Genomic DNA, 11,806 nt, shown 5'->3' with positions numbered 1-11,806 from the left:
CGGTCGCTGGTTGGCGGTCAGACGAGGGTGCGTCCGCCGTCGATGTAGAGGCACTGCCCGGTGATGAATCCCGCCCGCTCGGAGAGCAGGTAGGTCACAGCGTCCGCGACCTCGTCGGGGCGGCCCAGGCGACCCGCCGGGACGAGCGACTCGAGCTCCTCGCGGTGCCCGTCGCTGTCGAGGTACCTGCGGGTGAGGTCGGTCTCGACGTACCCGGGGCCGACCGCGTTCACGGCGATGCCGTGCGGCGCCCACTCACGAGCCATGACACGCATCATCTGGTTGATGCCGCCCTTGGTCGCCGCGTACGGCGCGTGGTTGGCGTGGGCGAGCAGGGCCGAGACCGACGAGACGAACACGATGCGCCCGCCCCCGTCCACGACCATGCGGCGCCCGATCTCCTGGCCGAGCCACCACGCGGTGGAGAGGTTGAGCGTCAGGATCGACTGCCAGTCGTCGTCGTCGAGCTCCAGCACGGGCCGGCGGTCGTTGCGCCCGACCGCGTGCAGGAACATGCGCGGAGTCCCGACGAGCGACGCGGCTTCCGCGACGAGCGCCCTGCAGGCCTCGGGCGTCGAGACGTCCGCGCGCACCGTGACGACCTCGACGCCCTCGTCCTTCGCGGCGTGCGCGACAGACTCGAGCGCGGCCTCGTCCTTGTCCGCGACGACGACGTGCGCACCCTGGACGGCGAGGCTGAGCGCACTGGCGCCGCCGAGCCCTCCCGCTCCGACGACGAGTGCGGGCCTGCCCGCTAGACCGAGCCAATCCCCCATGGACCCCGATGTCCCTTCGATCTCGCCCTGCTCCAGCCTCAAACTTTCACATCGTGAAAGTCGCTTTCCAGTAGACTATGGTAGAGACCGCGAGCCTGTCCAGGCGTCGCAGACCGTTCCCCCTAGGCTGACGCCGAGATCCGGGACGACGCACGAGAAGACGCACCAGAAGACGCACCAGAAGACGAGCAGCCGACGAGCACGGAGGACTTCGATGCCCCCCAAGACCAAGGTCGCCACCGACGCCGACCTGTCCGAAGGCGGACCGGCCGAGAAGCGCGAGTACCGCGTCGAGGCGCTCGCCAAGGGCCTGCGGATCCTGAGCCTGTTCGACGAGCAGCGCCCCTCCTGGCGCGTGACCGACCTCGCCGCAGCGGCCGGACTGCCGATGCCGACGGTCTACCGCGTCGTGCAGACGCTCGCGTCCGAGGGCTACCTCGACCACCTCCCCAACGGCGACTACCGCCCGGGCGTGCGCACGCTCACGCTCGGGTCCGCCGCGCTGCGCAGCCTGGACCTCGTCGGCGTCGCGACGCCGAAGCTGCAGGGGCTGAGCGAGAGCACGGGCGAGACCGTGAACCTCGCCGTGCTCACGGGTGATCGCGTGCTGTACCTCGTGCGGCTGCGCAACAGCGACCTGGTCACGGCGAACATCCAGGTCGGCTCGACGCTGCCGGCCGTCACGACGTCGATCGGCAAGCTCCTGCTCGCCCACCTGGACGAGGACGACCTGCTCTCCCGCATCACCCCGGAGTCGTTCGCGGCACAGCACGGACCGAACGCCAAGGTCTCGCTCGACGAGCTGCGCACCGAGCTCGAGCAGATCCGGCAGCAGGGCTGGGCGATGCAGGATGAGGAGCTCGCGTACGGGCTTCGTTCGGTCGCCGGGCCGGTCACGGGCGGCGGCGGGCGCGTCGTGGCGGGCGTGAACCTCGCCGTCCAGGCGCGCGACTGGTCGACGCAACGGATCGTGCGCGAGCTGCGGCCGACGCTCCTGGACACCTGTGGGGAGATCTCGGCGCTGCTGTCCGGCGGCCACGCGTGACCCGGGCGCCCAAGCTCGATCCCGCCTCTCTCGACGAGGCCCAGAGGGCCGTCTACGACGCCGTCACCGGCGGCCCCCGAGCGCAGGGACCGGCGCTCTTCCGCCTCGTCGACGAGGACGGTGCGCTCGAAGGTCCGTTCAACGCCTTCCTCCTGCAGCCCGGCGTCGGGATGGCGCTGCAGGCCCTCGGCGCGGCCGTGCGCTACCGGACGACGTTCTCCGACCGTGCGCGGGAGGTCGCCATCCTCGTGGTGGCCGTCCACCGCGACTCCGCGTTCGAGTGGTACGCCCACGAGGCCGTGGGACGCCACGTGGGGCTCACCGACGCCGAGCTGGACGCCCTGCGCTCGCACGACTACGACCTGCTCGGGTCCGAGGTCGAACGCGTCGTGGCCCGCACCACGCACCGGCTCCTGGACGCCGGAGACCTCGACGACGACGAGTTCGCCGCGGCCGTCGAGGCGCTCGGGCTCTCCCAGGTGTTCGAGCTGCTCACGCTCGTCGGCTACTACGACACGCTCGCGCTGCAGCTCCGGGTGCTGCGCGTGAGCGCCCCGTCGCCCTGACGACCGGACACGCCTCGTGCTCGCTTGACACCCGGACCATCGCGTCATCAGAATTGTGAAACTAACTTTCGTAGAGTGAAAGAGGGTCGAGCGATGAAGCTCGTGACGTTCAACGAGGGCCAGGTCGGCTACGTCGACGGATCCGAGGTCGTGGAGCTGGGTGTCGGCTCGACGCGCGAGTACTTCGAGCGCGGGGGCACCGCAGGCGCTGTCGAGGAGACCGGGCGCAGGTTCGCCCTGGACGCGGTGACGCTGCGGGCCCCGATCGTGCCCAAGAAGTTCTTCCACACGGCCGGCAACTTCGCCGCCCACCACGAGGAGCTCACCGCGGTCAACTGGTCGCACCCCGTGCACAAGGGGATCGTCTTCTTCCAGAACGTCGACGCGATCATTGGCCCGGACGAGGCGATCGTGTACCCCGAGGGCCTGACGCGCGAGATGGACTACGAGCTCGAGCTGGGCGTCGTCATCGGCAAGAGCGGGAAGTTCTTCGGGCCCGAAGAGGCCGAGGACTATATCGCCGGCTACCTCGTGTTCAACGACATCACCGCGCGCGACATCCAGCGCCGCGAGATGAAGTCGGGGGTCTTCTCGTTCTCCAAGGGGATCGACACGTTCTGCCCGATCGGCCCGTGGATCGTCACCAAGGACGAGATCCCCGACCCGCAGAGCCTGCGCATGGAACTGCGGGTCAACGGCGACGTCCGCCAGCAGGGCAACACGTCCGACATGATCATCTCGCTGCCCCACCTGGTCGCCTACCACTCGGCGCAGGGCTACAGCGCGGGCGACATCATCACGACGGGGACCATCTCCGGCGTCGCCGCGATCCAGCCGAACCCGTTCGACTTCTACCTGCAGCCGGGTGACCGGATCGAGGCGGAGATCGAGGGCGTCGGCGTGCTGCGCAACCACGTCGTCCCGTGGAGCGCGGCGCACGACACCGAGCCGTACACGATCGACCTCTACTCCTCGCCCCTCGGCTGACGCGATGAGGTTCGGCACTCTCGACGGTCGGTTCGTCCTCGTCCGCGACGACCGGGCGCTGGACGTGGCGACCGGGTCCGCCGGCACGCTCCCGTCGGACCCGGTCGCCGCGCTCGAGCGCTGGTCCGAGGTCGTCGACTGGGCAGCGAGCGCCGACTGGTCGGGCTCGGTCGGCATCACTCCCGACGGCCTCGGGGCGCCCGTCCCGGCGCCCCGGCAGGTGTTCGCGATCGCCCTGAACTACCGGCCGCACGCCGCCGAGGCCGGGTTCGTGGCCCCGGACGAGCCGCTCGTGTTCACCAAGTTCCCGAGCAGCATCGCCGGCCCCGTCACCACGGTCGAGCTGCCCGAGGGGCACGTCGACTGGGAGATCGAGGTCGTCGCCGTCGTCGGCCGCGGTGGTTACCGCATCCCGCGGGCCGAGGCGTGGGACGCGATCGCCGGGCTTACGGTCGGGCAGGACCTCTCGGAGCGCGTGCTGCAGCTGACGGGCACTCCCCCGCAGTTCTCGCTGGCCAAGTCGCACCCCGGGTTCGGTCCGACCGGACCCGTCGTCGTCACGCCCGACGAGCTGCCGGACCGGGACGACGTCGGCTTCGCGTCCCGGATCGGCGACGAGGTGATCCAGCACGGGCGCACGAGCGAGCTGATCTTCCCCGTCGACGACCTCGTCGCCCGGCTCTCGGCCGTGTGCCGGCTGCTGCCGGGCGACCTCATCTTCACCGGCACTCCCGCCGGCGTCGGCAACCGACGGACGCCGCCACGCTTCCTGCAGCCGGGCGAGACGCTCGTCAGCAGCGTCGACGGCATCGGCGAGATCCGCCAGACCTTCGTCGCCGGGCGGTGACCCCGACCATGCAGGAGTCCACGAGCGTCGCGATCATCGGCGCGGGCCCGGCAGGCCTGACGCTCGGGCACATCCTCGCGCAGGCGGGCGTCACGTTCCGGATCATCGAGCGCACGTCGCGTGAGCACCTGCTCGGCCGGGTCCGCGCGGGCGTGCTCGAGCAGGGGACGGTCGACCTGCTCGCGTCGCTGGGCCTCGATGAGGACCTGCGTCGACGCGGGCTGACCCACCACGGCATCTACCTGCAGTACGAGGGCGAGCGGCACCACCTCGACTTCGTCGATCTCGTCGGGCGCACGGTGACCGTGTACGGGCAGCAGGCTCTCGTCGCGCACCTGCTCGCGGAGCACGGCCGGATCGGGTCCGACGTCCGGTTCGAGGCGACCGGCGTGCACGTGGACGGCCTGACGACGTCGAGCCCGACCGTGCGCTACGTCGACGGTCGCGGCGAGGTAGAGCTCTCGTGCGACGTCGTGGTCGGCGCGGACGGCTACCACGGCATCTGCCGGCAGTCGCTGCCCGCCGCGGCGCAGGTTGCGTGGGAGCGCGCGTACCCGTACGCGTGGCTCGGCATCCTCGCGGAGGTCGAGCCGTCGACGGACGACCTCATCTACGCGCTCCACCGCGACGGGTTCGCGATGCACTCGATGCGGTCGCGCGCGGTGTCTCGCCTCTACCTGCAGGTCGCGCCCGACGAGGTCATCGACGACTGGAGCGACGAGCGGATCTGGGAGGCGCTGCAGACGCGCCTCGGGATCGACGGGTGGACGTTGGCGCAGGGGGCGGTCACCGAGAAGTCGATCACCCCGATGCGCAGCTTCGTGGCCTCGACCCTGTCGCACGGCCGGCTGTTCCTCGCCGGCGACGCGGGCCACATCGTGCCGCCGACCGGCGCCAAGGGCCTGAACTCCGCGGTCGCGGACGTCGCGCTGCTGGGGCAGGCTCTGCTGGACCAGCGTGCCGGCGACGACAGCGGTCTGGCGAGGTACAGCGAACGGGCACTGGCGCGGCAGTGGAAGGTGCAACATTTCTCTCAGTGGATGACGCAGATGCTGCACGTGCACGATGGGGAGCCCGACGCATCGTCGCGCGGGTTCCGCTACCGCAGCCAGGTCGGTCAGCTCGAGTACGTCACGCACTCGCGCGCGGCGCAGCAGAGCCTCGCCGAGCAGTACGCCGGACTGCCGTTCAGGGAGGGCGCATGACCGAGGAGGGCCAGGCGACGATCTCCGCGGAGATCGCCGACCGGCACGCTCGCGAGGATGCGCGCGCCGTCATCCACCCGCGGCTCGACTTCGCGCCGTACCGGTCCACGGTCCTGCGGCACCCTACGCACGAGCTCGTCCGGGCGGACCCCGAGGAGATCGAGCTCGTCTCGCCCGCCTTCGGCCACACCGACGTCGCCGAGCACGAGTCGGACCTGACCATCCAGCACCCGGGCGAGCCGCTCGGCGAGCGGATCATCGTGACCGGGCGCGTGCTGGACGGCGAGGGCCGGCCCGTCGCGAACCAGCTCCTCGAGGTCTGGCAGGCCAACTCCTCGGGACGGTACGTGCACAAGCGCGACCAGCACCCCGCGCCCCTGGACCCGAACTTCACCGGCGTGGGCCGTGTCGTCACCGGCGACGACGGCTCGTACCGGCTCGTCACCATCAAGCCCGGGCCCTACCCGTGGCGCAACCACCGCAACGCGTGGCGGCCCGCCCACATCCACTTCTCGTTCTTCGGCACGGCGTTCACCCAGCGGCTGATCACGCAGATGTACTTTCCGGGCGACCCGCTGTTCGGGCTCGACCCGATCTACCAGTCGATCACCGACCCGGCCGCACGGGACCGGCTCGTCGCGACGTACGACCACGACGTGAGCGTGCCGGAGTGGGCGCTCGGGTTCCGCTGGGACGTCGTGCTCACGGGCCCGCGCGCGACCTGGACCGAGCCGGAGGACGCGGACCATGCCTGAGCAGACGCCAGCCCAGACCGTCGGCCCCTTCTTCGGCTACGCGCTGCCGTACGCGGGTGGCCCGGACGTCCGGGCGCCCTGGCAGCCCGACGCGATCCGTCTGCACGGCGTCGTGCTCGACGGCCACGGGACGCCGGTTCCCGACGCCCTCGTCGAGCTGTGGGGCGCCGACGTGGACGGCCGACCGTCCACGGAGCGAGGGTCCCTCGACCGTGATCCTCACGGGTTCACCGGGTTCGGCCGCACCGGGACGTCGCGCGACGGCCGGTGGTCGTTCAGCACGGTCAAGCCGGGCAGCAGCCGACCGGGGTCCGCGCCGTACGTCGTCCTCGCCGTGTTCGCCCGCGGCCTGCTGAACCACCTGCTCACCCGCGCCTACTTCGGCGACGAGACCGACGCGAACGCCGCCGACCCGCTCCTGCAGCGCGTCGTCGCCGATCGCCGCGCCACGCTCGTCGCCGTGCCCGACGGCGCCCGGTCCTACCGGTTCGACATCCGGCTGCAGGGTACGGGCGAGACCGTCTTCCTCGACTACGGGACGCCGCGGTGACCACCAGCGACTGGGGTCTGCTCCAGCCCGCGACCGCGGGCACGCGCGACGTCGCCGGCGACGACCAGGTGCTCGCCGCGATGGTGCAGGTCGAGGCAGCGCTGCTGCGCGCATGGGGACGCGTCGACGGAACCGACGACGACTCCGCTGCTCGTGCGCTCGAAGCGCTCGACCCCGCAGCACTCGACCGTGCCGCGCTCGCCGGCGGGGTCGCGCAGGACGGCGTCGCGGTCGTGGCCCTGGTGCGCGAGCTGCGCGGGCTGTTGGAACGCGCCGCCGTGCCCACCGAGCGCCTGCATGCGGGCGCGACCAGCCAGGACATCCTCGACACCGCCCTCGTGCGCGTCGCGAAGACGGCGTTCGAGCTGGCCCGGGAGCGTCTCGTGACGGCCGGCGCCGCGCTGGCCACCCTCGCCGACGCCGAGCGGAGCTCCGTCCGTGTCGGACACACGCTCGGGCGGAACGCAGCGCCGACCACGCTCGGCGCGCAGGTCGCCGGCTGGCTCGACGGCATCACCTCGGCGATCGCGGCCGTGGACCGCACCTCGTACCCGGTACAGCTCGGCGGCGCCGTCGGCACGGGCGAGCAGGCCGACCGCGCCGCGGGGCACCCGGGGGCGATCACGACCCTGCGGTCCGCGTTCGCCGCCGAGCTGGGGCTCGACGACCCCGGGCGCTCCTGGCACTCCGAGCGGACCCCGGTCCTGGAGCTCGCGACCACGGCCGCGACCGTGACCGCCGTCCTCGGCCGGATCGGCCGTGACCTCGTGCGCGGCTCCCGCGAGGGCGTCGCCGAGCTCGCCCTGTCCGGCGGTGGCGGATCGTCGGCCATGCCGCACAAGCGCAACCCGGTCGGTCCGGTCGTCCTGACGATGGCGGCACTGCAGACCCCCGGGCTGCTGTCGACGATCGCCCGCTCGGCGGTCTCGGTGGACGAGCGACCCGCGGGCGAGTGGCACGCCGAGTGGTCGCCGCTGCGGGACCTGCTGCGCCTCGCGGCCGGGTCCGCCGACGCGGCTGCGCGCACGGTCGCGGGTCTCTCGGTACGCCGGGAGGCGGCGGCACGGAACCTGGCCGCCGCCGAGGTCGGTGTCGCGGACGACATGACGCTCGCCGCGTGCGGCAGAGTCGTGGACGCGGCCGTCGGCCGGTTCCGCAGCACCGTCGACGAGGGGCAGCGTCCATGAGCGTCCCTCGCCTGCGTGGCTCGTTCGTCCCTGGCACGGCACCGGGTGCCCGCTCCGACCTGCTCGTCCTGCTCCCGTCGCTCGGGACCACTGCGGCGCTCTGGGACGGCGTCGTCGCGCACCTGCGAGCCGACCCCGCGAGCGCCGGGCTGCGCATCCTGCGCGTCGACCTGCCCGGGCACGGCGCGAGCCCGGCGGCCGACGACGCTTTCACGGTCGCGGACCTCGCGAGTGCCGTGCTCGACGTCGTCGACGAGGCGGGCGGCGGGTCCTTCCACGTCGCCGGTGTCTCGCTGGGGGGCGCGGTCGCGCTCGAGCTCGCCGCGACGCACCCCGAGCGGGTGCTCAGCCTGACGATGTCCTGCAGCGGCGCGCGGATCGGCACCGCCCAGGGTTGGGCCGACCGCGCCGACCAGGTCCGCTCGGGCGGGACCGCGTCGCTCGTGGCCGGCAGCGCCACCCGCTGGTTCGCGCCGGGCTTCCTCGCGGGCGGCGACCGCGCCGGTGCGCGCGCCCTCGACGCGCTGCTCGACGTGGACGACGAGTCCTACGCGCGCTGCGCGGAGGCGCTCGCCACGTTCGACCGGACGAACAGCGTCGCCGACGTCGTCGCGCCGACCCTCCTGGTCAGCGGAGCGCACGACCAGGTGACCACGTCCGCCTCCATGCAGCAGCTCGCGGAGGCGTTCCCCTCGGCGCGGCACGCCACGATCGCGTCGGCGGGCCACCTCGCCGTGCTCGAAGAACCGGCAACCGTGGCGGGCCTGCTGCGCGACCACCTCGCCGGGCCCACCGACGCCCGGACGCGCGGGATGCAGGTTCGTCGGGAGGTCCTGGGCGACGCGCACGTGGACGCCGCCATCGCCGCGACGACCCCGCAGACCGCAGCGTTCCAGGACTTCCTCACGCGCTACGCCTGGGGCGAGGTGTGGGCGCGGCCCGGGCTGTCGCGACGCGAGCGCTCGATCGCCACCCTCGCGAGCCTGGTCACGGGCGGTCACCACGCCGAGCTGCGGATGCACGTGCGCGCGGCGCTGCGCAACGGGCTGACGCCCGACGAGATCGCCGAGGTCATGCTGCACACCGCGCTGTACGCGGGGCTCCCAGCCGCCAACGCAGCACTGGCGGTCGCCCGAGACGTCTTCACCGAGAGCCAAGGAGAAGGACATGGACAAGACGGTCGCGACGGCTGACGAGGCCGTCGCCGACATCGGGTCGGGCTCGTCGCTCGCCGTGGGGGGCTTCGGCCTGTCCGGGGTGCCGATCGCCCTGATCCGGGCCCTGCTCGCCACCGGTGTCGACGAGCTCGAGGTGGTGTCCAACAACTGCGGCGTCGACGGCTGGGGGCTGGGCGAGCTGCTCTCCGCCGGTCGGATCCGGCGGGTCGTTGCGAGCTACATCGGCGAGAACAAGGAGTTCGCCCGCCAGTACCTGGGCGGCGAGGTCGAGGTCGAGCTGACGCCGCAAGGCACGCTGGCCGAACGGCTGCGCGCCGGAGGCGTCGGCATCCCCGCCTTCTACACGGCCGCGGGCGCGGGCACGGCGGTGTCCGACGGTGGGATGCCGCTGCGCTACTCCCCCGACGGCTCGGTGGCCCTGGCCAGCGCTCCGAAGGAGCTGCGCCCGTTCGTCGCCTTCGGCCGGAGCCGCGAGTACGTGCTCGAGGAGGCGATCACGACGGACTACGGGCTGGTGCGCGCCGCGGTCGGCGACCGGCACGGCAACCTGCGGTTCGAGAAGTCGACGCGCAACTTCAACCCGCTCGCCGGCATGGCCGGCCGGGTGACGATCGCCGAGGTCGACGAGCTGGTCGAGCCCGGCGAGCTCGGACCCGACGACATCCACCTGCCCGGGATCTACGTCGACCGGGTCGTCCTGCTCACCCCCGAGCAGTCCGCCGACCTGCCGATCGAGAAGACGACCGTCCGCGTGCGCCCGGTCGAGGAGTCCTGATGCCGCTCACCCGCGACCAGATGGCCGCCCGCGCCGCCCTCGAGCTCGAGGACGGCTCCTACGTGAATCTGGGCATCGGCCTACCGACGCTGATTCCGAACCACCTGCCACCGGGCGTCGAGGTCGTCCTGCACTCCGAGAACGGCATCCTCGGCGTCGGCCCCTACCCGTGGGAGGGCGAGGCGGACCCCAAGCTCATCAACGCCGGCAAGGAGACCGTCACCGTGCTGCCGGGGGCCGCGTACTTCGACTCGGCCGCGAGCTTCGGCATGATCCGAGGCGGCCGCGTCACGCACGCGATCCTCGGCGCGATGCAGGTCTCGGCGGGCGGTGACATCGCGAACTGGGCCGTGCCCGGGAAGATGGTCAAGGGCATGGGCGGGGCGATGGACCTGGTCAACGGCGCGGCCCACGTGCTGGTGGTCATGGAGCACGTCGCCAAGGACGGGACCGCCAAGATCGTCGAGCAGTGCACGCTGCCCCTGACCGGACGCGCCTGCGTCGACCGGATCATCACCGACCTGGCCGTGCTCGACGTGACGCGCGACGGGCTGCGGCTCGTCGAGCTGGCCCCCGGGGTCACCGTGGACCAGGTGCGCGAGGCGACCGGCGCCCCCTTCGAGGTCGCGCTGGCGGACCAGGCATGACCGAGCTGCGTGAGGTCGTGATCTGCTCGCCACTGAGGACGCCGGTCGGCCGGATGGGCGGAGCTCTCGCGCCGCTGGACGCCCGGACGCTCGCGACGACCGTGCTGCGCGGCCTCGTCGAACGGACCGGTCTGGATACCGCCGCCGTCGACTCGGTGATCGGGGCCCAGGGCTATCCGACGACCGAGTCACCCGCGTTCGGCCGGGTCGCGGCCCTGGACGCCGGCTTCCCCGTGACGACCACCGGGTACCAGCTGGACCGACGCTGCGGCTCGGGCCTGCAGGCGGTGCTCAACGCCGCGATGGAGGTGCAGACCGGCGTGGCCGACGTGATCATCGCGCTCGGTGCGGAGTCCATGTCGAACGCGCCCCTCTACACCGAGCAGGGGCGACGCGGGTTCCCGCCGGGCGGTCTGATGCTGCACGACGCGCTCGCCCGCGGTCGCGTGATGGTCGGCGGAGTCGACTACCCCACCCCCGACGGGAATGTCGGCACGGCCGAGGCGTTGCGCGCCGAGTACGGCATCAGCCGAGAGGCGCAGGACGCCCTCGCGCTGCGCTCCCACCAGCGAGCCGTCGCCGCCCAGACCTCGGGAGCGTTCGACGCCGAGCTCGTCCCCGTCACCGTCCCGGGCCGTCGCGGGAACGTCGTCGTCGACCGCGACGAGCACCCGCGCGCCGACTCCTCGCTCGACGCCCTCGCGGCGCTCCGCCCGGTCCTCGCGGGCTCCGACCCGGACGCGACCGTCACCGCCGGGAACTCGAGCGGCCAGAACGACGCCGCCGCCGCGTGCGTCGTCACGACACCCGAGCGCGCCCGAGAGCTGGGCCTGACGCCGATGCTCCGGCTGCGCTCGTGGGCCGTCGCCGGCAACGACCCCCGCCGGTTCGGCGTCGCCCCTGTCCTCGCGACGAACCTCGCCCTGAACCGGGCCGGCCTGACGCTCGTCGACCTCGACGTGCTCGAGCTCAACGAGGCGTTCGCGGTCCAGGTGCTCGCCTGCCTGGCCGACTGGGACATCGACCCGCAGGACCCGCGCGTGAACCCCCGGGGCAGCGGCATCTCGCTCGGGCACCCGATCGGCGCGACGGGCGTGCGCATGCTCGCGACCCTCGCGCACGAGATGCCCGCTCTCGACGCCGACCTGGCCGTCGCGACCATGTGCATCGGCGGCGGGCAGGCTCTCGCCGCGGTGCTCGAACGGGCCTGACGGACAGGCCCTTCGGCCCTGCCCACCACGTCGCCGCCGCACGACGATGGATGTCATGAACGCACCTTGGTGGCGGT

At 72.6% G+C, this 11,806-nt stretch carries 13 protein-coding genes; 12 read left to right on the top strand and 1 reads right to left on the bottom strand.

Features of this window, described 5'->3' with window-relative positions; genetic code table 11:
* Positions 1–17 precede the first annotated feature (17 nt).
* Positions 18–776, bottom strand: a complete 759-nt coding sequence (locus AC1DPN_RS05895) for an SDR family NAD(P)-dependent oxidoreductase (RefSeq protein ID WP_477083758.1) — start codon at positions 774–776, stop codon at positions 18–20.
* 214 nt (positions 777–990) lie between these two features.
* Here AC1DPN_RS05895 and AC1DPN_RS05890 point away from each other — a divergent pair, with 214 nt between their 5' ends.
* The 12 genes from AC1DPN_RS05890 (at position 991) to AC1DPN_RS05835 (ending at position 11,729) form a co-directional block, all read left to right on the top strand.
* On the top strand, positions 991–1,821 hold the full coding sequence (locus tag AC1DPN_RS05890; protein WP_477083757.1) for an IclR family transcriptional regulator: 831 nt from the start codon (positions 991–993) through the stop codon (positions 1,819–1,821).
* A complete protein-coding gene (locus AC1DPN_RS05885; RefSeq protein WP_477083756.1) occupies positions 1,818–2,387 on the top strand; it encodes a carboxymuconolactone decarboxylase family protein in 570 nt (189 codons plus the stop codon). Before AC1DPN_RS05890 ends, AC1DPN_RS05885 begins: the two co-directional genes overlap by 4 nt.
* Positions 2,388–2,480: 93 nt before the next feature.
* A complete protein-coding gene (locus AC1DPN_RS05880) occupies positions 2,481–3,374 on the top strand; it encodes a fumarylacetoacetate hydrolase family protein (RefSeq protein ID WP_477083755.1) in 894 nt (297 codons plus the stop codon).
* A 4-nt stretch (positions 3,375–3,378) separates the two neighbouring features.
* Positions 3,379–4,221 carry a fumarylacetoacetate hydrolase family protein gene (locus AC1DPN_RS05875; RefSeq protein ID WP_477083754.1) on the top strand — a complete coding sequence of 281 codons (843 nt, stop codon included), beginning with the start codon at positions 3,379–3,381 and terminating at the stop codon, positions 4,219–4,221.
* Positions 4,222–4,229: 8 nt separating this feature from the next.
* A complete protein-coding gene (locus AC1DPN_RS05870; protein WP_477083753.1) occupies positions 4,230–5,426 on the top strand; it encodes a 4-hydroxybenzoate 3-monooxygenase in 1,197 nt (398 codons plus the stop codon).
* A complete protein-coding gene (gene pcaH / locus AC1DPN_RS05865) occupies positions 5,423–6,181 on the top strand; it encodes a protocatechuate 3,4-dioxygenase subunit beta (protein WP_477083752.1) in 759 nt (252 codons plus the stop codon). The genes AC1DPN_RS05870 and pcaH overlap by 4 nt, the downstream gene beginning before the upstream one ends.
* Complete coding sequence (gene pcaG / locus AC1DPN_RS05860; RefSeq protein WP_477083751.1) at positions 6,174–6,731, top strand: protocatechuate 3,4-dioxygenase subunit alpha; 558 nt, start codon at positions 6,174–6,176, stop codon at positions 6,729–6,731. Before pcaH ends, pcaG begins: the two co-directional genes overlap by 8 nt.
* Positions 6,728–7,918: a lyase family protein gene (locus AC1DPN_RS05855; RefSeq protein WP_477083750.1), complete on the top strand. Its 1,191-nt coding sequence runs from the start codon at positions 6,728–6,730 to the stop codon at positions 7,916–7,918. The genes pcaG and AC1DPN_RS05855 overlap by 4 nt, the downstream gene beginning before the upstream one ends.
* Complete coding sequence (gene pcaDC / locus AC1DPN_RS05850) at positions 7,915–9,111, top strand: bifunctional 3-oxoadipate enol-lactonase/4-carboxymuconolactone decarboxylase PcaDC (RefSeq protein WP_477083749.1); 1,197 nt, start codon at positions 7,915–7,917, stop codon at positions 9,109–9,111. The genes AC1DPN_RS05855 and pcaDC overlap by 4 nt, the downstream gene beginning before the upstream one ends.
* On the top strand, positions 9,086–9,871 hold the full coding sequence (locus AC1DPN_RS05845; RefSeq protein WP_477083748.1) for a CoA transferase subunit A: 786 nt from the start codon (positions 9,086–9,088) through the stop codon (positions 9,869–9,871). The genes pcaDC and AC1DPN_RS05845 overlap by 26 nt, the downstream gene beginning before the upstream one ends.
* The gene (locus tag AC1DPN_RS05840; RefSeq protein ID WP_477083747.1) at positions 9,871–10,518 is read left to right on the top strand and encodes a CoA transferase subunit B; all 648 of its coding nucleotides are present in this window, start codon (positions 9,871–9,873) and stop codon (positions 10,516–10,518) included. Before AC1DPN_RS05845 ends, AC1DPN_RS05840 begins: the two co-directional genes overlap by 1 nt.
* Entirely contained in the window at positions 10,515–11,729 is a 1,215-nt protein-coding gene (locus AC1DPN_RS05835) for an acetyl-CoA C-acetyltransferase (RefSeq protein WP_477083746.1), read from the top strand. The genes AC1DPN_RS05840 and AC1DPN_RS05835 overlap by 4 nt, the downstream gene beginning before the upstream one ends.
* Positions 11,730–11,806: the final 77 nt, after the last annotated feature.

The sequence above is a fragment of the Cellulomonas sp. P4_H4 genome (genome assembly GCF_056400865.1).
This window is presented reverse-complemented; position numbering and strand designations above follow the sequence as displayed.